Origin of the sequence: Streptomyces sp. NPDC059906 (assembly GCF_042730645.1) — a bacterium.
GTDB lineage: Bacteria > Actinomycetota > Actinomycetes > Streptomycetales > Streptomycetaceae > Streptomyces > Streptomyces rubrogriseus.
The window spans coordinates 137,319-156,668 of the sequence record NZ_JBHWKU010000016.1; the positions used below are offsets into that span (position 1 = coordinate 137,319).

The window sequence follows — 19,350 nt, forward strand, 5'->3', positions numbered from 1 at the left end:
GAGCTGTGGCCTGGGACACAACGGACAACCCTGAGAAAGGGAGATGTCGTGAGCAACGAATCCTTGGCCAACCTGCTCAAGGAAGAACGCAGGTTCGCACCCCCCGCCGACCTGGCCGCGAACGCCAACGTCACGGCGGAGGCGTACGAACAGGCCAAGGCTGACAGGCTCGGCTTCTGGGCCGAGCAGGCCCGCCGGCTGACCTGGGCGAAGGAGCCGACCGAGACGCTCGACTGGTCGAACCCGCCGTTCGCCAAGTGGTTCAAGGACGGCACGCTGAACGTCGCCTACAACTGCGTGGACCGCCACGTGGAGGCCGGCAACGGCGACCGCGTCGCCATCCACTTCGAGGGCGAGTCCGGCGACAGCCGCGCCCTCACCTACGCCCAGCTCAAGGACGAGGTCTCCAAGGCCGCCAACGCCCTGCTGGAGCTGGGCGTGCAGAAGGGCGACCGGGTCGCGATCTACATGCCGATGATCCCCGAGACGGCGATCGCGATGCTGGCCTGTGCCCGCATCGGCGCCGCGCACTCGGTCGTCTTCGGCGGCTTCTCCTCGGACGCGCTGGCCACCCGCATCCAGGACGCCGACGCCCGCGTCGTCATCACCGCCGACGGCGGCTACCGGCGCGGCAAGCCGTCCGCGCTCAAGCCGGCCGTCGACGAGGCCGTCGAGCGCGCCGGGATCGTCGAGCACGTGCTCGTCGTCCGCCGCACCGGCCAGGACGTCGCCTGGGACGACGCCCGGGACAAGTGGTGGCACGAGACCGTCGACGGGCAGTCCGTCGAGCACACGCCCGAGGCGTTCGACGCCGAGCACCCTCTGTTCATCCTGTACACGTCCGGCACGACGGGTAAGCCCAAGGGCATCCTGCACACCTCGGGCGGCTACCTCACGCAGACGGCGTACACCCACTGGGCGGTCTTCGACCTCAAGCCGGAGACGGACGTCTTCTGGTGCACCGCCGACGTCGGCTGGGTCACCGGACACTCGTACATCGTCTACGGCCCGCTCGCCAACGGCGCGACGCAGGTCATGTACGAGGGCACCCCGGACACCCCGCACCAGGGCCGGTTCTGGGAGATCGTGCAGAAGTACGGCGTGACGATCCTGTACACGGCGCCCACCGCGATCCGGACGTTCATGAAGTGGGGCGACGACATCCCCGCGAAGTTCGACCTGTCCTCCCTGCGCGTCCTCGGCTCGGTCGGCGAGCCGATCAACCCCGAGGCGTGGATCTGGTACCGCAAGAACATCGGCGCGGACGCCACCCCGGTGGTCGACACCTGGTGGCAGACCGAGACCGGCGCGATGATGATCACACCGCTGCCGGGCGTCACGGAGGCCAAGCCGGGCTCCGCCCAGCGCCCGCTGCCCGGCATCTGTGCCACCGTCGTCGACGACGAGGCCAATGAGGTGCCCAACGGCGGGGGCGGCTACCTGGTGCTCACCGAGCCGTGGCCGTCGATGCTGCGCACCATCTGGGGCGACGACCAGCGGTTCATCGACACGTACTGGTCGCGCTTCGAGGGCAAGTACTTCGCGGGCGACGGCGCCAAGAAGGACGACGACGGCGACATCTGGCTGCTCGGCCGCGTCGACGACGTGATGCTCGTCTCCGGCCACAACATCTCCACCACCGAGGTCGAGTCGGCGCTCGTCTCCCACCCCTCGGTCGCCGAGGCGGCCGTGGTCGGCGCGACGGACGAGACGACCGGGCAGGCCATCGTGGCCTTCGTGATCCTGCGCGGCACCACCACGGAGAGCGAGGACCTGGTCGCCGAGCTGCGCAACCACGTCGGGGCCACGCTCGGTCCGATCGCCAAGCCCAAGCGGATCCTGCCGGTCTCGGAGCTGCCGAAGACCCGCTCCGGCAAGATCATGCGGCGCCTGCTGCGAGACGTCGCGGAGAACCGCCAGGTCGGCGACGTCACGACGCTGGCGGACTCGACGGTCATGGACCTCATCCAGACGAAGCTCCCGGCCGCGCCCAGCGAGGACTGAGCGGGCCACCCGCACACCGAGGGCACCCGGCGCCGGACGCGCGCCGGGTGCCCTCGCCCTGTGCGGCACCCGGGGCCCGGGTAAGCTGGACGGAACGTAAGAGAATCATCAAGATCCTCATGGTGCGCCGGGAAGTCTGGTCGGCATGTGTTCCGTGCTGCCCACCGACCGGAGGTTCTCCTCGTGACCGCGCCCCGCACCCCCCGCAAAGCCTTCGGACGGCTGTCCCTGCCGGAGCGCACCTACCTCGCGGACGCGCTGCGCACCGAGACCGTCGGCGGCGTCCTGCTGCTCGTCGCCGCGATCGCCGCCCTGGTGTGGGCGAACATTCCGGCACTGCACGACAGCTACGAGAGCGTCAGCCACTTCCACTTCGGCCCCGCGGCGCTCGGCCTGAACCTGTCGGTCGCGCACTGGGCCGCCGACGGGCTCCTCGCGGTCTTCTTCTTCGTCGCCGGCATCGAACTCAAACGCGAGCTGGTCGCCGGTGACCTGAAGGACCCCAAGGCCGCCGCGCTCCCGGTGGTGGCGGCGCTGTGCGGCATGGTCGTACCGGCGGTCGTCTACACCGTCACCAACACCGCGGGCGGCGGCTCCCTGTCGGGCTGGGCCGTGCCGACCGCCACCGACATCGCCTTCGCGCTCGCCGTACTCGCCGTCATCGGCACGTCGCTGCCGAGCGCACTGCGCGCCTTCCTCCTGACCCTCGCCGTCGTCGACGACCTGTTCGCCATCCTGATCATCGCGGTCTTCTTCACCGACAGTCTCAACTTCGCCGCGCTCGGCGGCGCGGTCATCGGCCTGGTCGTCTTCTGGCTGCTGCTCCGCAAGGGCGTGCGCGGCTGGTACGTGTACGTTCCGCTGGGCCTGGTGATCTGGGCCCTGATGTACAACAGCGGCGTCCACGCCACCATCGCCGGTGTCGCGATGGGCCTGATGCTGCGCTGCCACACGCGCGAGGGCGAGGACCACTCGCCCGGCGAGCACATCGAACACCTGGTGCGTCCGCTGTCGGCGGGACTGGCCGTGCCGCTGTTCGCCCTGTTCAGCGCGGGTGTGGCCATCTCCGGCGGGGCGCTGGCCGATGTCTTCACCAAGCCTGAGACCCTCGGTGTGGTGCTCGGGCTCGTCGTCGGCAAGACGCTGGGCATCTTCGGCGGCACCTGGCTGACCTCGCGCTTCACCAGGGCCTCGCTCAGCGACGACCTCCAGTGGGCCGACGTGTTCGCGGTGGCGACCCTGGCCGGCATCGGGTTCACCGTCTCGCTGCTCATCGGCGAACTGGCCTTCGAGGACGACGCGGCGATGACCGACCAGGTCAAGGCCGCCGTCCTGACCGGCTCGCTGATCGCGGCGGCCCTGGCCACGGTGCTGCTGAAGATACGGAACGCGAAGTACCGGGGGATGGTCGCGGAGGAGGAGCGCGACGACGACCTCAGCGGTGTCCCCGACATCTACGAGGAGGACGACCCCGCGTACCACCTGCGGGTGGCCGCCGTCTACGAGAAGAAGGCCGCCGAGCACCGCCGGATCGCCGAGGAGATGGAGTCGGCGCGGCTTGCCGAAGTGGCGGGCGGGGCAGGCGATGAGGGCGACGGTCCGGCATGATCTGACGAGACGGTACAAATGACGGGGCCGTACGCAGTCGAGCGGACACGGATCGGGCCGGACACGGCCGGGCCGAGGACGACGCGGCGCCACGGAACCGTACGCAGAAGAGCCAGCAGAAGAGGGAGACCGCGATGAGCGCACCCGACGGCAGCCCGGTCGGCACCGAACGCAGCATCGGCCAGCTGTTCGCCTCGGCGACCACCGAAATGTCGGCGCTCGTACACGACGAGATCGCGCTGGCGAAGGCGCAGCTGAAGCAGGACGTCAAGCGCGGGGCGACGAGCGGCGGCGCGTTCTCCGCCGCGGGGCTGCTCCTGCTCTTCTCGCTGCCGATGCTGAGCTTCGCGCTGGCCTACGGCATCCGGACCTGGAGCGGCTGGAACATGGCCGTCTGCTTCCTGCTGTCCTTCGCCGCGAACGTGCTCGTCGCGGGCCTCCTCGCGCTGATCGGCATCGTCTTCGCGAAGAAGGCCAAGAAGGGCCGCGGCCCGCAGAAGGTCGCCGCCTCGGTGAAGCAGTCGGCGGGCGTACTCCAGAACGCCAAGCCGCACCCCCGCCCGGAACTGCCCGCGGACCGGTCCCCCGAAGCGATCGAGGCTGTGGCACGCTCGTCCTCATGACGGGCTCCAGCACCCCTTCGGGGCAATCCCCCTCGCCGCAGCACCCCAGCCCCACCTCGGTCGTGCGCCTCGGCATCCCGGGCGGACCCGAGGTGACCCACCGGGACGTCGCGGCCAACGGCGCCCGCTTCCACATCGCCGAGCTGGGCGACGGGCCGCTGGTGCTGCTGCTGCACGGCTTCCCGCAGTTCTGGTGGACCTGGCGGCACCAGCTCGTCGCGCTCGCCGACGCCGGTTTCCGCGCGGTCGCCATGGACCTGCGCGGCGTCGGCGGCAGCGACCGCACCCCGCGCGGCTACGACCCCGCGGGCCTCGCCCTCGACATCACCGGCGTGATCCGCTCCCTCGGCGAGCCGGACGCCGCGCTGGTCGGTCACGACCTCGGCGGCTACCTGGCCTGGACGGCCGCCGCGATGCGGCCCAAGCTCGTACGCCGGCTCGCGGTGTCCTCGATGCCGCACCCAAGGCGCTGGCGCTCGGCCATGCTCGGGGACGTCCGCCAGAGCCGGGCGGGCTCCTACATCTGGGGTTTCCAGCGGCCCTGGGTGCCGGAGCGTCAACTGACGGCGGACGACGGCGCGCTGGTCGGCCGGCTGCTGCACGACTGGTCCGGGCCGCGGCTCCTCGACGACGAGGCCGTGACGGCGTACCGGCGCGCCATGTGCATCCCCTCCACGGCGCACTGCTCGGTCGAGCCGTACCGCTGGCTGGTGCGGTCCCTGGCCCGTCCGGACGGCATCCAGTTCTACCGCCGGATGAAGCGGCCGGTGCGCGTGCCGACCCTGCACCTGCACGGCTCCCTGGACCCCGTGATGCGGACGCGGAGCGCGGCGGGGTCGGGGCAGTACGTCGAAGCGCCGTACCGCTGGCGGCTGTTCGACGGGCTCGGACACTTCCCGCACGAAGAGGATCCGGTCGCCTTTTCGACCGAACTGATCAACTGGCTGAAGGATCCCGAACCCGATCGATGACGGTTCGGCGGCCGTTCGGTGAGCGTTCGGTCACCGAATGGCCGCACCCGGTATCCGAACCGGAACGCTTGTCCTATGAACGGCCACTTGCCCGGCGCATAGGCCAATTGGGGGCCCCGGGAACGGTTATCGACCTTGGGGCGGGGGCACACGTCCGGGTATGGGCTGGACGCACGACTACAGTGACGTAGCACGCGACGGCCGCTCCACGAGCGGCGTGAGCAGCACCCACCGACGCGGCGGCACCCCGCAACTCGCGGGTGCGGACCTTCGGGTGGGTATTCCGCGCATCCTGCGCCGCCGGGCCCGCTGGGTCTCCGTACGCCTGCGCCATCCACGGACCTGAGACACACCGCCCCGACGCCCCCCCCCGTGCACGGGCCTGCCCGGACAGGCCTCAGAGCGCGCAGCTGTCGCTGTCCACCTGCTGGCCGGCGGTGCGGCCCTTGCTGATGTCCTCGCGGATCTCGTCCGCGGTGAGCGCGTAACCGGTGTCGGGGTCGTCCAGGGACTTGGCGAAGACCACGCCGTACACCTCGCCCTCCGGCGTCAGCAGCGGGCCACCGGAGTTGCCCTGACGGACGGTCGCGTACAGCGAGTAGACGTCCCGGCGGACGGTGTCGCGGTGGTAGATGTCCGGTCCGTTGGCCGTGATGCGCCCGCGGACCCGCGCGGCACGGACGTCGTACGCCCCGTTCTCCGGGAAGCCCGCGACGATCGCGTCGTCGTCGCCCCGCGCGTCCTCGTCCTCGTCGGTGAACCGCAGCGCGGGCGCGTCCAGTTCCGGCACGTCCAGTACGGCGATGTCGCGCCGCCAGTCGTAGAGGACGACCGTCGCGTCGTACTTCCGGCCCTCGCCGCCTATCTGCACCGTGGGTTCGTCGACGCCGCCCACGACGTGCGCGTTGGTCATGACCCGGCGGTCGGCGAAGACGAAACCGGTGCCTTCCAGGACCTTGCCGCAGTCGGGGGCGGTGCCCATGACCTTGACGATGGAGCGCTTGGCGGTGACGGCGACCGGGCTGTTCACCAGCGCGGGGTCGGGCGGCGGCGTGTCGAGGACCGGCTCGTTGGAGAACGGGCTGAAGACCTGCGGGAAGCCGTTCTCCGCGAGGACCGAGGTGAAGCTGTCGAACCAGGTGTCGGCCTGCGCGGGCAGCACCTCCTGCACCCCGGCGAGCACCGTGGACTTCCGCACCTCCTTGCCGACCGTCGGCATCGTGGACCGCGCGAGGGCGGAGCCGAGCAGCCAGGCGACCAGGAGCATGGCCACGACGTTGACCAGGGCGCCGCCGGTGGCGTCCAGGGCTCGGGCCGGGGACCACGTGATGTAGCGGCGCAGCTTGTTGCCCAGATGGGTCGTCAGGGCCTGGCCGACGGAGGCGCACACGATGACGATGACGACCGCGACGACGGCGGCGGTCTGGCTCACCTCCGCGTTGTCCGTCAGCGCGCCCCAGATCACCGGCAGCAGATAGACGGCGACGAGACCGCCGCCGAGGAAGCCGATCACCGACAGGATGCCGACGACGAAGCCCTGCCGGAAGCCGACGATCGCGAACCAGACGGCGGCCAGCAGCAACAGGATGTCCAGCACGTTCACTGATTCAGGCCTCGCCTTGTCGTCTGCGGTACGCAGGCCACCCTGTCATGCGCGCCAGTCCAGCGGGACCTGCTTCTCCCGGTCCCAGGGGCGCTCCCAGCCCGCGAAGTGCAGCAACCGGTCGATGATGCCTGCGGTGAAGCCCCACACGAGCGCCGATTCGACCAGGAATGCCGGGCCTCGGTGACCGCTCGGGTGGATGGTCGTCACCCTGTTGGCGGGGTCCGTGAGATCGGCCACGGGGACCGTGAAGACGCGTGCGGTCTCGGCCGGGTCCACGACACCGACCGGGGTGGGCTCGCGCCACCAGGCCAGCACCGGGGAGACGACGAAACCGCTCACCGGGATGTAGAGCTTGGGCAGCACCCCGAAGAGCTGGACGCCGGACGGGTCGAGTCCGGTCTCCTCCTCGGCCTCGCGCAGGGCGGCCCGCAACGGGCCGTCACCGCGTGGGTCACCGTCCTCGGGGTCGAGGGCGCCGCCCGGGAAGGCGGGCTGGCCGGGGTGGGAGCGCAGGGTGCCGGCCCGCTCCATGAGCAGCAGCTCCGGGCCCCGCCCGGCCTCCTCGCCGCCCTCGCCCCCGCGCGTGCCCTCGCCCGCGCGCGTGCCGTCGCCCGCGCGCGTGCCGTCGCCGAAGAGGATCAGGACGGCGGACTGGCGGCCGGCGCCGTCGGCCGGCGGCAGGAAGCGGCTCAGCTGGGTCGGCCGGACCGTCTCGACGGCCCGCACCACCGGGTCCAGCCAGCCCGGCAGACCCTCCTTGCTGAGCATCGCGCCCCGAGTGCGGTCCCACGCGGGACCCTGCGTGTCGCTCGCCCGTGTCATCTCCACCCCCGTCCTGCAGACTCCAACGCCCCGAGCCCCCGAGATCGTTCCGTCACCCGGCCCCCAGCGGCGGCGCCGGCTTCCCGCCCGCGTCCAGGTAGGCCTGCGGGGGCTTCAGCCGCTGCCCCGGGAAACCGCCCTTCTCGTACTTCAGCAGCTTCGTCGCCTTCTCCGGGTCCGTCTCGCCCTCGCCGTACGCCGGGCACAGCGGTGCGATGGGGCAGGCGCCGCAGGCCGGCTTGCGGGCGTGGCAGATGCGGCGGCCGTGCCAGATGACGTGGTGGGAGAGGTCGGTCCAGTCGCTCTTCGGGAAGAGCGCGCCGACGGCGGCCTCGATCTTGTCCGGGTCGGTCTCCTCGGTCCACCGCCAGCGGCGCACCAGGCGCTGGAAGTGCGTGTCCACGGTGATGCCGGGGCGGCCGAAGGCGTTGCCGAGCACGACGAAGGCGGTCTTGCGGCCGACGCCGGGCAGTTTGACGAGGTCTTCGAGGCGTCCGGGGACCTCGCCGCCGAAGTCCTCCGTGAGCGCCTTGGACAGCCCTATGACCGACTTGGTCTTGGCCCGGAAGAAGCCGGTCGGGCGCAGGATCTCCTCGACCTCCTCGGGGACGGCGGCGGCCAGGTCCTCGGGGGTCGGGTACTTGGCGAAAAGGGCGGGCGTCGTCTGGTTGACCCTGAGGTCGGTGGTCTGGGCGGACAGCACCGTGGCCACGACCAGCTGGAACGGGTTCTCGAAGTCCAGCTCCGGGTGGGCGTAGGGGTAGACCTCGGCGAGCTCGCGGTTGATACGGCGAGCGCGGCGCACCAGCGCGGTGCGCGACTCGCCGCGCGGCGGCTTCGGGGCGACGGTCTTCGCCGGGGCGACGCCCGTGACGGCGGCGGTGGCCTTCTTCGGGGCGACGGCGGGCTTCTTGGCCGGCGCCTGCCTCTTGAGGGGCGGGACCTGCTTCGCGGCGGCCGACTTGGCGCCCGTCCGGGCCGCGGTCTTCTTGGCGGCAGTCTTCTTGGCCGCAGTCTTCTTGGCCGCGGTCTTCCTCGCGTTCGCGTCGGTCTTCTTACCCGCGTCGGTCTTCTTACTCGCGGCGCTCTTCTCCACGGCACCCTTCTCCGCAGTCACCCTCTTGGCAGGCACTGCCTTCTTTGTCGCTTTCGCCGTTTTCCTACCGCCATCGGGACCCTGTTCGCCCACAGCGGAATCGCGATGTGCACTCACCCGCGCAGCCCCCTCGGCCTGTGCTCTCACCGGCGATTTGGACACCCGGCCAGCCTACGACCCGGCACCGACATCCGCCCCGGACCTCGAAGATCGGCGTCCAATTGGACCCCTGCCGCGTACCCCGGGACATCAGTGCGGCATCCTTGTGACAGATCACACTGTTTGGACTGTCCGGCAAAATGGGCACCACGGACCCCTGGTACACCGGGGGAACAAGATCCTCTGAGCCGGTCGACAAGGAGAGAACTCGTGGACGACGTTCTGCGGCGCAACCCGCTCTTCGCGGCGCTCGACGACGAGCAATCCGCGGAGCTCCGCGCCTCCATGAGTGAGGTGACCCTCGCCCGCGGCGACACCCTGTTCCACGAGGGGGACCCCGGAGACCGCCTCTACGTGGTCACGGAAGGCAAGGTCAAGCTCCACCGCACGTCCCCCGACGGGCGCGAGAACATGCTGGCCGTCGTCGGCCCCAGCGAGCTGATCGGCGAGCTGTCGCTCTTCGACCCGGGTCCGCGCACGGCCACCGGCACCGCGCTGACCGAGGTCAAGCTGCTCGCCCTCGGCCACGGCGACCTCCAGCCCTGGCTGAACGTCCGGCCCGAGGTGGCCACCGCGCTGCTGCGCGCCGTCGCGCGCCGCCTGCGCAAGACCAACGACGCCATGTCGGACCTGGTCTTCTCGGACGTTCCCGGCCGTGTCGCCCGCGCCCTGCTCGACCTCTCCCGCCGCTTCGGCGTGCAGTCGGAGGAGGGCATCCACGTGGTGCACGACCTGACGCAGGAGGAGCTGGCCCAGCTGGTCGGCGCGTCCCGCGAGACGGTCAACAAGGCACTGGCGGACTTCGCGGGGCGCGGCTGGCTCCGCCTGGAGGCCCGCGCGGTGATCCTCCTGGACGTGGAGCGACTGGCCAAGCGCTCCCGCTGACGCCGGGGAGTGCGCCGGGGCCCGGAGTATCCCTGGGGCCCGGGCTCCCTGGGGGTCCCTGAAGCCCAGCCCTACTCGGGCAGCTGGACGATCCCGTGTTCGCCCAGGTACTCCAGCTGCGCCCGCACCGACAGCTCCGCCGCCGGCCACAGGGAGCGGTCGACGTCCGCGTACACGTGGGCGACGACCTCGCCCGGCGTGCGGTGGCCGTCCTCCACCGCCGTCTCGACCTGGGCGAGACGGTGGGCGCGATGGGCGAGGTAGTACTCCACGGCACCCTGGGCGTCCTCGAGGACGGGCCCGTGCCCCGGAAGCACCGTGTGCACCCCGTCGTCGGCCGTGAGCGACCTCAGCCGGCGCAGCGAGTCCAGGTAGTCGCCGAGACGGCCGTCCGGGTGGGCCACCACCGTCGTGCCACGGCCCAGGACGGTGTCGCCCGTCAGGACCGCCCGGTCGGCCGGGAGATGGAAGCACAGGGAGTCCGCCGTGTGCCCCGGGGTCGCCACGACCCTCAGCTCCAGGCCGCCGACCCCGATCACGTCACCGGCCGCCAGCCCTTCGTCGCCCAGCCGCAGCGCCGGGTCCAGGGCCCGTACGTTCGTGCGGGTCAGCTCGGCGAAGCGCGCGGCGCCCTCCGCGTGGTCCGGGTGACCGTGCGTCAGCAGCGTCAGCGCGACCCGCTTGCCGGCCCGCTCGGCCGTGTCGACGACGTGCCGCAGGTGGGCGTCGTCCAGTGGGCCCGGGTCGACGACGACGGCCAGGTCGGAGTCGGGCTCGGCGAGGATCCAGGTGTTCGTGCCGTCCAGGGTCATCGCGGAGGCGTTGGGCGCGAGGACGTTCACCGCGCGCGCGGTGGCCGGTCCCGACAGGACGCCGCCGCGCGGCTGTCCGGGCAGTGCTGCTGCGTACGTCATGCGGGGGCTCCCCCGGTCGGGTCGGAAGGTGTCGCCGGCGCCGCGCTCGCGACGCGCTTGGTGAACTCGTCGTGTCCCGGCCAGGAGAGGACGACCTCGTCCCCGGACAGCCGCGCCCGGGCCAGTACCGGCGTCATGTCGCGGCCCGGCGCCGACGCCAGCGCCTCGGCCGCCGTGGCGCACCCGGCGAGGCCGCGCAGCGTCGCGACGGTGGGCGGCATCATCAGCAGCTCGCCCTTGTCGTACCCGGCGGTCGCGTCGGCCGGTGTGATCCACACCGTGCGGTCGGCCTCGGTGGAGGCGTTGCGGGTGCGCTGCCCCTCGGGGAGCACGGCCACGAAGAACCAGGTGTCGTAGCGCCGCGACTCGAACTCCGGGGTGATCCAGCGCGCCCAGGCCCCCAGCAGGTCGGACCGCAGGACCAGGCCCCGGCGGTCCAGGAACTCCGCGAAGGACAGCTCACGGTCGACCAGGGCGGCCCGGTCGGCCTCCCAGTCCCCGCCCGTCGTGTCGCCGACCACCGAGTCACCGGTCGCACCCGCGAGCAGGACGCCGGCCTCCTCGTACGTCTCGCGTACGGCCGCGCAGACGATCGCCTGGGCGCCCGCCTCGTCCACGCCCAGCCGGTCCGCCCACCACGCGCGCGTGGGGCCCGCCCAGCCGACGGCGCGGTCGTCGTCGCGCGGGTCGACCCCGCCGCCCGGGTAGGCGTACGCGCCGCCGGCGAAGGCCATGGAGGTACGGCGGCGCAGCATGTGGACGGCCGGACCGGACCGGGACCCGGTGGCCTCGGTGCCGGTGTCCTTGAGGAGCATGACGGTGGCCGCGCGTTTCGGGGTGACCGGGGTGAGGGTGCCGGCCGCCAGCGCGCGGATGCGGTCCGGCCACTCCGGTGGGTACCACTGACCACTCGCCTGACCATTCGCCATGGCCGGAGGCTATCCGGTGACGGGCGGATGTTCGAGTGGCCCCCGGGGCCGGTGGGCGTCAGGAGGGCAGGCCGGTCAGCCACTCGGTGAGCAGCCGGTTCGTCTCCCCGGGGCGCTCCTGCTGGAGCCAGTGGCCGCAGCCGTCGAGGAGGTGCGAGGCGCTCAGCCCGGGCAGGGTGACCGGATACGCCTCGATCGCGTCGGACAGCCAGGTCGTGGAGGCGTCCAGCGCGCCACCGAGGAACAGCGACGGCTGGGTGATCGGGGCGCCCTCGTGCGCGGCCAGGTCGGCCCAGTCGCGGTCCATGTTGCGGTAGCGGTTCAGGGCGCCGGTCAGGCCGGTGCGCTCGAACTCCCCGGCGTAGACCTCCAGGTCCTCCTCGGTCAGCCAGGACGGCAGCCGTCCGGCGGCCGGGAACCGGTCGCGCATCCGGCCGCCGGGGGCGACGAAGTGCGGGTCGGGATCCTGGGGGCCTGGCATGGTGTCGGCGGACAGGGCGGCGTAGAGGCCGGCGAGCCAGCCGCGTACGTCGGGCTCGATCTCGGCCTCGGCGCGGCCGGGCTCCTGGAAGTAGGAGACGTAGAACTCCTGCCCGGCGAAGGGTCCGGCCGGGTCGCTCATGCCGGCGAAGACCTCGCTGGGCCTCGGGCCGCCCGGCGGGGTGTACGGCACGCTCAGCAGGCCGACCGCGCGGAATACGTCCGGCCGCAGCAGCGCGGAGTGGGCGGCGATGTTCGCGCCCCAGTCGTGGCCGACGACCACGGCGGAGCGTTCCCCCAGCGCCTCCACCACGGCGACGTTGTCCGCCACCAGATCCAGCATCCGGTACGCCTCGACGGCGTCCGGCCGCGAGGAGCGCCCGTAGCCGCGTACGTCGAGGGCGACGGCGCGGAACCCGGCGGCGGCCAGTGCGGGCAGCTGGTGGCGCCAGGAGTACCAGGACTCGGGGAAGCCGTGCACGAGCAGAACCAGCGGCCCGCTGCCCTGCTCCACCAGGTGGATCCGGCCGGCGGGTGAGGGCACCAGCCGGTGCACGGGCCGGCCGGCGGCGGCGTGTCCGGGCCTGCCGTCCTGCGGGGTGTCTCGTTCGCCGGTCTGCTGGTCGGTCACGGGCGGCTGCGGCATGGCTCCTCCTGGCGCATACGGTCGGTACGGCCCCCGTCGGGACCGGGAGGGCCGGCCTGGGCCGGCTCCCGCTCCGTACGGGGCACCGGGACCGATACTGCGGGGGCGGTGCGGCGGGCGCGAGGTTTTGTTGCCGGCCTGGCAAGGCGCGCGCCGCACCCGGCGCCGGTCTCCCCGCTCCGTCGGGGTACGGCGGGAAGCCCGCGCACCGGAAGCCCTGTCCGTCGGCGTACCGCGCGCCCGGTCCGCTACGGCTGGACGAGCTCCACCTGGATCTCGACCTCCACCGGCGCGTCCAGCGGCAGGACCGCCACGCCGACCGCGCTGCGGGCGTGCACGCCCTTGTCGCCCAGGACCTCGCCGAGGAGTTCGCTGGCGCCGTTGATCACACCGGGCTGGCCGGTGAAGTCGGCGGCGGACGCGACGAAGCCGACGACCTTGACGACACGCGCGACGCGGTCGAGGTCACCGGCGACGGACTTCACCGCGGCCAGGGCGTTCAGCGCGCAGGTGCGGGCCAGTTCCTTGGCCTCGTCCGGGGTGACCTCGGCGCCGACCTTGCCGGTGACCGGCAGCTTGCCCCCCAGCATCGGCAGCTGGCCGGAGGTGTAGACGTACGGGCCGGACTGCACGGCCGGCTGGTAGGCGGCCAGCGGCGGGACGACCTCGGGCAGCGTCAGACCGAGCTCGGCGAGCTTCGCCTCGACGGCGCTCATGCCTGCTTCTCCCGCTTCAGGTAGGCGACGAGCTGCTCGGGGTTGTTCGGCCCGGGCACGACCTGGACGAGCTCCCAGCCGTCCTCGCCCCAGGTGTCCAGAATCTGCTTCGTGGCATGGACGAGCAGCGGCACGGTTGCGTATTCCCACTTGGTCATGCGGCCGACTCTAGCCGCTGGCCGGGGCACCTCCGCAGCCGCTGGCCGGGGCGCCTTTGCAACCGCTGTCCGAGGGCCGTCCGCGGCCGCTGCCCGGCCCCCGCGCGCGCCGGCCGGGGCCACGTTGTCCACAGCCACCGGCGTACTCCGCGCGCGGACTGGTTACGCTCGAATACGTGAGCAGGCTCCAGGTCGTCAGCGGCAAGGGCGGTACCGGCAAGACCACGGTGGCCGCGGCCCTCGCGCTGGCCCTGGCCACCGAGGGGAAGCGCGCGCTTCTCGTCGAGGTCGAGGGCCGCCAGGGCATCGCGCAGCTCTTCGAAACGGAGGCGCTGCCTTATGAGGAGCGGAAGATCGCCGTCGCTCCCGGGGGCGGGGAGGTGTACGCCCTCGCCATCGACGCCGAACTGGCCCTTCTGGACTACCTCCAGATGTTCTACAAGCTCGGCAGCGCCGGACGGGCCCTGAAGAAGCTCGGCGCGATCGACTTCGCGACCACCATCGCGCCGGGGGTCCGGGACGTCCTGCTGACCGGCAAGGCGTGCGAGGCGGTCCGGCGCAAGGACAAGCAGGGGCGGTTCGTGTACGACTACGTCGTCATGGACGCCCCGCCGACCGGCCGCATCACGCGCTTCCTCAACGTCAACGACGAGGTGGCGGGGCTCGCGAAGGTCGGCCCCATACACAATCAGGCGCAGGCCGTGATGCGGGTGCTGAAGTCGCGGGAGACCGCCGTGCACCTGGTGACGCTGCTGGAGGAGATGCCGGTCCAGGAGACCGTGGACGGCATCGCCGAGCTGCGGACGGCACGGCTCCCGGTGGGCCGGGTCGTCGTGAACATGGTCCGGCCCCAGGTCCTGGACGCCGCCGGCCTGGAGCTCGTACGGGAGACACCGCGTACGGCGCTGGCGCGGTCCCTGTCCGGGGCGGGACTGGGCGGGGCACGGCGGGGCGGGCACGCCGAGCGGCTGGTGGACCCGCTCCTCGCCCAGGCCGGCGAGTACGCCGAGCGGTATGCGCTGGAGGAGGAGCAGCGGGCGGTGCTCGGCGAGCTGGGCCTGCCGACACACGAACTGCCGCTGCTCGCCGAGGGCATGGATCTGGCGGGCCTGTACGAGCTGGCCACCGAGCTGCGGAAGCAGGGGATCGCATGAGTCCGGACGACCCGGCCCGCCACCAGGAGGGCAGCCAGGGCGGCCACCAGAAGGGCAGCCAGGCCGGCCAACCGGAGGGCGCGCGCCGCCTGTCCCCCGCGCGCGTGCTGGACGTCGACGCCCTGCTGGAGGACCCTCGGAACCGCATCGTGGTGTGCTGCGGTTCGGGCGGGGTCGGCAAGACGACCACGGCTGCGGCCCTGGGCCTGCGGGCGGCCGAGCGCGGCCGCAAGGTGGTCGTCCTCACCATCGACCCGGCCCGCCGGCTGGCGCAGTCCATGGGCATCGACTCGCTCGACAACACCCCGCGCCGCGTGAAGGGCGTCGACGACTCGGCGGGCGGCGAGCTGCACGCCATGATGCTCGACATGAAGCGGACCTTCGACGAGATCGTCGAGTCCCACGCGGATCCCGAACGGGCGGCGGCGATCCTGGGCAACCCCTTCTACCAGTCGCTCTCGGCGGGCTTCGCGGGCACGCAGGAGTACATGGCGATGGAGAAGCTGGGGCAGCTGCGGTCGAGGGACGAGTGGGACCTCATCGTCGTCGACACGCCGCCGTCCCGCTCGGCGCTGGACTTCCTGGACGCCCCCAAGCGTCTCGGTTCCTTCCTGGACGGCAAGCTGATCCGCGTCCTGCTCGCCCCGGCGAAGGTCGGCGGCCGGGCCGGGATGAAGTTCCTGAACGTCGGCATGTCGATGATGACCGGCGTCCTGGGGAAGGTGCTGGGCGGGCAGTTCCTCAAGGACGTGCAGACCTTCGTGGCCGCGATGGACTCGATGTTCGGCGGCTTCCGGACGCGCGCGGACGCGACGTACAAGCTGCTCCAGGCGCCCGGGACGGCCTTCCTGGTGGTCGCGGCCCCGGAGCGGGACGCCCTGCGCGAGGCCGCGTACTTCGTTCAGCGGCTGGCGGCCGAGGACATGCCGCTGGCCGGTCTGGTGCTCAACCGGGTCCACGGCAGCGGCGCCGACCGCCTGTCGGCCGAGCGGGCACTCGCCGCCGCGGAAAATCTTGAGGATCCCCGCATTGTGGATCAGGACGGCGGGAAAGCTGGACTTCGTACCTCTTCCGGCAACTCTCCCGACACGTACGGCAGTTCAGAACCGGCCGGCTCCGGGCCCGGCGACTCGGCCCCCGGCGCCCCACCCGGGGCCACCAACGCCTCTCCCGAGGCTTCCGACACCTCACCCGAGGTTTCCGACACGGCGGAGCGGTCCGTCGACGCGCTCGCCGCGGGCCTGCTGCGGCTGCACGCGGAGCGCATGCACCTGCTCGCCCGCGAGCAGCGCACGCGTGACCGCTTCACCGCGCGTCATCCCGAGGTCGCGGTCACCGAGGTGGCCGCGCTGCCCGGCGACGTGCACGACCTCGCGGGGCTGCGGGACATCGGGGCACGCCTGGCCACCGGCCGACCCGAGCTGCCCGAGCCGGGCGCCTGATCCCGCCTCGGGGCTCAGACCACGGCCGCGTAGTTCTCGTACACCTCGTCGTCATCGAGGGGCACGATGCCGACCCCTCGTTCGTACTCCGTCCGCGCCGTCTCGAGGAGCCGGCGCCAGGAGGTCACGGTGGGCCGCCTGCGCAGCAGCGCGCGGCGTTCCCGCTCCGTCATGCCTCCCCACACGCCGAACTCGACGCGGTTGTCGAGCGCGTCGGCCAGGCACTCGGTCCGCACCGGACATCCGGTGCACACCGCCTTGGCCCTGTTCTGCGCTGCTCCCTGAACGAACAGTTCGTCCGGATCGGTAGTGCGGCAGGCGGCCTGCGCACTCCAGTCGGTTACCCAGCCCATACCGGCGCCGTCCTCTCCCGAATCGAGGCTCCCCCACGGCGGCAGCGGCATATTCACCGCCGCCAGTTGAGGACGTTACGGAAGGTGGGCACAGCGCAACACCCCCTTCGGGCCCAATCTTGAATGGCCCGAACGGACTATGGGTAAGCGGCAGATCACCCGGGGGAGTGAGCTGGCGACATGCGCGACGATCCCGACAATCAGGTCATCTCTGTTGCGCCACAACGGACACCGATTGACACACAAGGCGGATTCGGACACGTACCTCACACGCCGTGGCGCGCGCCGGTACACACCAACGCGCCCCCCAGCGGGGCCTCTCGGAAAAAAATCGAGCGGATCCGGAACGATTCGGGGTCGCCGGACGTATTGATACGTGGCCTCACTGCTGTGACAGTTGAGTGCAGCTTAGGCCAAGGCATATACGCGTGTCCGGCGAATGAGAACGTAGGCTGCCTCCATGCCAAAGAAGCGCTCGGGCGGTGGTCTGTCGCCAACGCAGCAGGCCGCCAAGTTCCTCGGTGTCAGTGTGCTCGCGGGAGCAGTGCTGGCCGGCATCGCGTTGCCCGCCGTGGGCGCGCTGGGGCTGGCCGCCAAGGGGTCGGTGGAGGGCTTCGACGCCCTGCCGGCCAACCTGAAGACTCCCCCGCTGAGCCAGCGCACCACCATCCTCGACGCCGAGGGCGGCACCATCGCCACGGTCTACTCGCGCGACCGGACGGTGGTGGACCTCAAGGACATCTCGCCGTACATGCAGAAGGCGATCGTCGCGATCGAGGACTCCCGCTTCTACGAGCACGGCGCGATCGACCTCAAGGGCGTCCTGCGCGCCCTCAACAAGAACGCGCGCAGCGGCGAGGTCTCCGAGGGCGCCTCCACGCTCACCCAGCAGTACGTCAAGAACGTCTTCGTGGAGGAGGCGGGCGACGACCCGACGAAGGTCGCCCAGGCCACCCAGCAGACCATCGGCCGCAAGATCCAGGAGCTGAAGCTCGCGATCCAGGTCGAGGAGGAGCTGGGCAAGAAGAAGATCCTCGAGAACTACCTGAACATCACGTTCTTCGGCCAGCAGGCCTACGGCGTCGAGGCCGCCTCCCAGCGCTACTTCTCCAAGCACGCCAAGGACCTCAACGTCCAGGAGGCCGCCCTCCTGGCCGGCATCGTCCAGTCGCCCAGCCGGTACGACCCGGTCAACGACGAGGCGGAGGCCACCAAGCGCCGCAACGTCGTGCTGAACCGCATGGCCCAGGTCGGCGACATCTCCCCGGCCCAGGCCGAGAAGGCGAAGAAGGCACCGCTCGGGCTGAAGGTCAGCAAGCCCAAGAACGGCTGCATCACGGCCGTGAACGACGCGAGCTTCTTCTGCGACTACGTGCGCGAGGTCTTCCTGAGCGAAGCGGTCTTCGGCAAGACCCGCAAGGACCGGGCCAAGGTCTGGAACCAGGGCGGCCTGACCATCCGCACGACGCTCGACCCGCAGGCCCAGGAGTCGGTGCACCAGTCCCTCAAGGACCACGTCAACAAGTCGGACTCGGTCGCCGCGGCCAGCACCCTGGTCGAACCCGGCACCGGCCGGATCGTCGCCATGGGCCAGTCGAAGCCGTACGGCTACGGCAAGAACGAGACCGAGATCAACTACTCGGTCGACCACGCGGTCGGCGGCTCCAACTACGGGTTCCCGACGGGTTCGACGTTCAAGCCGTTCCTGGCGGCCGCGGCCCTGGAGGAGAACGTACCGGCGACGAAGGAGTACCCGTCGCCGTTCGCCATGGACTATCCGAGCCCCATCCAGACCTGTGACAAGCCCTGGATCAACGACGACGGCTACCGCCTCGAGAACGAGAACGAGTCGGAGGTCGGCCCGTACCGGCTGAAGGAGGCGATGGCCAAGTCGGTCAACACCTACTTCGTCCAGATGCTCGCCGACATCGGTCTGTGCCCGGTCGCGTCCATGGCGGACAAGCTCCACGTCCACCAGGGCAACGGGGACAAGCTGCCGCAGAACCCCTCGGCCCTCGCCCTCGGCTCGGTCGGTATGTCCCCGCTGACGATGGCGAGCGCCTACGCGACCTTCGCCTCGCGCGGCATGTACTGCACGCCGGTCGCGATCGAGTCGATCACCCAGAAGGTCGGCAACAAGCAGAAGTCGCTCGAGGTCCCGAAGTCGACGTGCTCGCGCGCCATGACGGAGAAGACCGCGGACAGCGTGAACACCCTGCTGCAGGGCGTGGTCGACTCCGGTACCGGTAAGGCGGCCGGACTGAGCGACCGCGACAACGCCGGCAAGACGGGTACGACCGACGAGCGCAAGAACGCCTGGTTCGTCGGCTACACGCCGAACATGTCGGGCGCCGTCTGGGTGGGCAGCGCCAGCCAGGAGGTCGAGATGAAGAACATCACGATCGGCGGCGTCTACCACCCCCTCGTCTTCGGTGGCGCGGTCCCGGGCCCGATCTGGAAGGACGCCATGACCGGCGCCCTGTCGGGCAAGGACTCCCCCTCGTTCAACCTCGTCGACATCCCGGACGGCGACAAGAACAAGGACAAAGACAAGGACAAAGACAAGGACAAGGGCCGCGACGAGGACAAGCCCGACGACGGGAACAACGGCGACGACGACGGCTTCATCGCCGGTCTGACCAACGGCGGCACCGGCGACGGCGGCGGGGACGGCGGCTTCCCGGGCAACCTGATCCAGGGCCCGGGCAACGGCCCCGGCGGACGGCGCTGACCCGTCCCCTTCACCTGTGAGGGCCCCTCACCGCGGTCGCGGTGAGGGGCCCT

At 71.4% G+C, this 19,350-nt stretch carries 18 protein-coding genes; 9 read left to right on the top strand and 9 right to left on the bottom strand.

Annotated elements, in window-relative coordinates:
• Positions 1–48: 48 nt before the first annotated feature.
• The 5 genes from acs (at position 49) to ACFV9J_RS24185 (ending at position 5,552) form a co-directional block, all read left to right on the top strand.
• Positions 49–2,004, top strand: a complete 1,956-nt coding sequence (acs, locus tag ACFV9J_RS24165) for an acetate--CoA ligase (protein ID WP_385356998.1) — start codon at positions 49–51, stop codon at positions 2,002–2,004.
• A 183-nt stretch (positions 2,005–2,187) separates the two neighbouring features.
• Positions 2,188–3,612 (top strand): Na+/H+ antiporter NhaA, encoded by a 1,425-nt coding sequence (gene nhaA / locus ACFV9J_RS24170; RefSeq protein WP_385356999.1) that lies wholly within the window; start codon positions 2,188–2,190, stop codon positions 3,610–3,612.
• A gap of 134 nt (positions 3,613–3,746) precedes the next feature.
• On the top strand, positions 3,747–4,235 hold the full coding sequence (locus tag ACFV9J_RS24175) for a phage holin family protein (RefSeq protein ID WP_003975371.1): 489 nt from the start codon (positions 3,747–3,749) through the stop codon (positions 4,233–4,235).
• Positions 4,232–5,206, top strand: coding sequence for an alpha/beta fold hydrolase (locus ACFV9J_RS24180; RefSeq protein WP_385357001.1), 975 nt, complete (start codon positions 4,232–4,234; stop codon positions 5,204–5,206). Before ACFV9J_RS24175 ends, ACFV9J_RS24180 begins: the two co-directional genes overlap by 4 nt.
• A 160-nt stretch (positions 5,207–5,366) precedes the next feature.
• Positions 5,367–5,552, top strand: coding sequence for a hypothetical protein (locus ACFV9J_RS24185; protein ID WP_078582024.1), 186 nt, complete (start codon positions 5,367–5,369; stop codon positions 5,550–5,552).
• 51 nt (positions 5,553–5,603) lie between these two features.
• Here the strand turns inward: ACFV9J_RS24185 and ACFV9J_RS24190 are convergent, their stop codons facing one another.
• Genes ACFV9J_RS24190 through nth form a run of 3 tightly spaced genes read right to left on the bottom strand, consistent with a single transcriptional unit; the run spans position 5,604 to position 8,766 of the window.
• Positions 5,604–6,809: a MarP family serine protease gene (locus ACFV9J_RS24190; RefSeq protein ID WP_385357003.1), complete on the bottom strand. Its 1,206-nt coding sequence runs from the start codon at positions 6,807–6,809 to the stop codon at positions 5,604–5,606.
• Between the two features lie 45 nt (positions 6,810–6,854).
• The gene (locus ACFV9J_RS24195) at positions 6,855–7,634 is read right to left on the bottom strand and encodes an NUDIX hydrolase (RefSeq protein WP_385357005.1); all 780 of its coding nucleotides are present in this window, start codon (positions 7,632–7,634) and stop codon (positions 6,855–6,857) included.
• 52 nt (positions 7,635–7,686) lie between these two features.
• Entirely contained in the window at positions 7,687–8,766 is a 1,080-nt protein-coding gene (gene nth, locus ACFV9J_RS24200; protein ID WP_385357006.1) for an endonuclease III, read from the bottom strand.
• Positions 8,767–9,099: 333 nt separating this feature from the next.
• On the opposite strand from nth, the gene ACFV9J_RS24205 reads away from it, so the two are divergent.
• A complete protein-coding gene (locus tag ACFV9J_RS24205; RefSeq protein WP_064729047.1) occupies positions 9,100–9,774 on the top strand; it encodes a Crp/Fnr family transcriptional regulator in 675 nt (224 codons plus the stop codon).
• 71 nt (positions 9,775–9,845) lie between these two features.
• Here ACFV9J_RS24205 and ACFV9J_RS24210 read toward each other — a convergent pair whose 3' ends face one another.
• The 5 genes from ACFV9J_RS24210 to ACFV9J_RS24230 form a co-directional block, all read right to left on the bottom strand.
• Positions 9,846–10,688 carry an MBL fold metallo-hydrolase gene (locus ACFV9J_RS24210; RefSeq protein WP_385357008.1) on the bottom strand — a complete coding sequence of 281 codons (843 nt, stop codon included), beginning with the start codon at positions 10,686–10,688 and terminating at the stop codon, positions 9,846–9,848.
• Complete coding sequence (locus ACFV9J_RS24215; protein WP_385357009.1) at positions 10,685–11,617, bottom strand: NUDIX hydrolase; 933 nt, start codon at positions 11,615–11,617, stop codon at positions 10,685–10,687. Before ACFV9J_RS24215 ends, ACFV9J_RS24210 begins: the two co-directional genes overlap by 4 nt.
• Positions 11,618–11,675: 58 nt before the next feature.
• The gene (locus tag ACFV9J_RS24220) at positions 11,676–12,743 is read right to left on the bottom strand and encodes an alpha/beta fold hydrolase (RefSeq protein WP_385357010.1); all 1,068 of its coding nucleotides are present in this window, start codon (positions 12,741–12,743) and stop codon (positions 11,676–11,678) included.
• A 248-nt stretch (positions 12,744–12,991) separates the two neighbouring features.
• Complete coding sequence (locus tag ACFV9J_RS24225; protein WP_003975361.1) at positions 12,992–13,459, bottom strand: RidA family protein; 468 nt, start codon at positions 13,457–13,459, stop codon at positions 12,992–12,994.
• On the bottom strand, positions 13,456–13,617 hold the full coding sequence (locus tag ACFV9J_RS24230) for a DUF4177 domain-containing protein (RefSeq protein ID WP_003975360.1): 162 nt from the start codon (positions 13,615–13,617) through the stop codon (positions 13,456–13,458). Before ACFV9J_RS24230 ends, ACFV9J_RS24225 begins: the two co-directional genes overlap by 4 nt.
• A 176-nt stretch (positions 13,618–13,793) precedes the next feature.
• Between ACFV9J_RS24230 and ACFV9J_RS24235 the strand changes: the two genes are divergently transcribed.
• On the top strand, positions 13,794–14,771 hold the full coding sequence (locus ACFV9J_RS24235) for an ArsA-related P-loop ATPase (RefSeq protein ID WP_385357011.1): 978 nt from the start codon (positions 13,794–13,796) through the stop codon (positions 14,769–14,771).
• Positions 14,768–16,213: an ArsA family ATPase gene (locus ACFV9J_RS24240; protein WP_385357012.1), complete on the top strand. Its 1,446-nt coding sequence runs from the start codon at positions 14,768–14,770 to the stop codon at positions 16,211–16,213. Before ACFV9J_RS24235 ends, ACFV9J_RS24240 begins: the two co-directional genes overlap by 4 nt.
• Positions 16,214–16,227: 14 nt before the next feature.
• Here ACFV9J_RS24240 and wblA read toward each other — a convergent pair whose 3' ends face one another.
• Positions 16,228–16,566: a transcriptional regulator WblA gene (gene wblA, locus ACFV9J_RS24245; RefSeq protein ID WP_385357013.1), complete on the bottom strand. Its 339-nt coding sequence runs from the start codon at positions 16,564–16,566 to the stop codon at positions 16,228–16,230.
• Between the two features lie 460 nt (positions 16,567–17,026).
• Here wblA and ACFV9J_RS24250 point away from each other — a divergent pair, with 460 nt between their 5' ends.
• The gene (locus ACFV9J_RS24250) at positions 17,027–19,297 is read left to right on the top strand and encodes a transglycosylase domain-containing protein (RefSeq protein WP_385357015.1); all 2,271 of its coding nucleotides are present in this window, start codon (positions 17,027–17,029) and stop codon (positions 19,295–19,297) included.
• Positions 19,298–19,350 lie beyond the last annotated feature (53 nt).

What these genes read in the sequence shown, in the direction of transcription:
- ACFV9J_RS24175 (WP_003975371.1), top strand. Translation starts at nt 3,747, where the DNA reads ATGAGCGCACCCGACGGCAGCCCGGTCGGCACCGAACGCAGCATCGGC.
- ACFV9J_RS24180 (WP_385357001.1), top strand. Translation starts at nt 4,232, where the DNA reads ATGACGGGCTCCAGCACCCCTTCGGGGCAATCCCCCTCGCCGCAGCAC.
- ACFV9J_RS24185 (WP_078582024.1), top strand. Translation starts at nt 5,367, where the DNA reads ATGGGCTGGACGCACGACTACAGTGACGTAGCACGCGACGGCCGCTCC.
- ACFV9J_RS24195 (WP_385357005.1), bottom strand. Translation starts at nt 7,634, where the DNA reads ATGACACGGGCGAGCGACACGCAGGGTCCCGCGTGGGACCGCACTCGG.
- ACFV9J_RS24210 (WP_385357008.1), bottom strand. Translation starts at nt 10,688, where the DNA reads ATGACGTACGCAGCAGCACTGCCCGGACAGCCGCGCGGCGGCGTCCTG.
- ACFV9J_RS24215 (WP_385357009.1), bottom strand. Translation starts at nt 11,617, where the DNA reads ATGGCGAATGGTCAGGCGAGTGGTCAGTGGTACCCACCGGAGTGGCCG.
- ACFV9J_RS24220 (WP_385357010.1), bottom strand. Translation starts at nt 12,743, where the DNA reads ATGCCGCAGCCGCCCGTGACCGACCAGCAGACCGGCGAACGAGACACC.
- ACFV9J_RS24225 (WP_003975361.1), bottom strand. Translation starts at nt 13,459, where the DNA reads ATGAGCGCCGTCGAGGCGAAGCTCGCCGAGCTCGGTCTGACGCTGCCC.
- ACFV9J_RS24230 (WP_003975360.1), bottom strand. Translation starts at nt 13,617, where the DNA reads ATGACCAAGTGGGAATACGCAACCGTGCCGCTGCTCGTCCATGCCACG.
- ACFV9J_RS24240 (WP_385357012.1), top strand. Translation starts at nt 14,768, where the DNA reads ATGAGTCCGGACGACCCGGCCCGCCACCAGGAGGGCAGCCAGGGCGGC.
- wblA (WP_385357013.1), bottom strand. Translation starts at nt 16,566, where the DNA reads ATGGGCTGGGTAACCGACTGGAGTGCGCAGGCCGCCTGCCGCACTACC.
- ACFV9J_RS24250 (WP_385357015.1), top strand. Translation starts at nt 17,027, where the DNA reads ATGCCAAAGAAGCGCTCGGGCGGTGGTCTGTCGCCAACGCAGCAGGCC.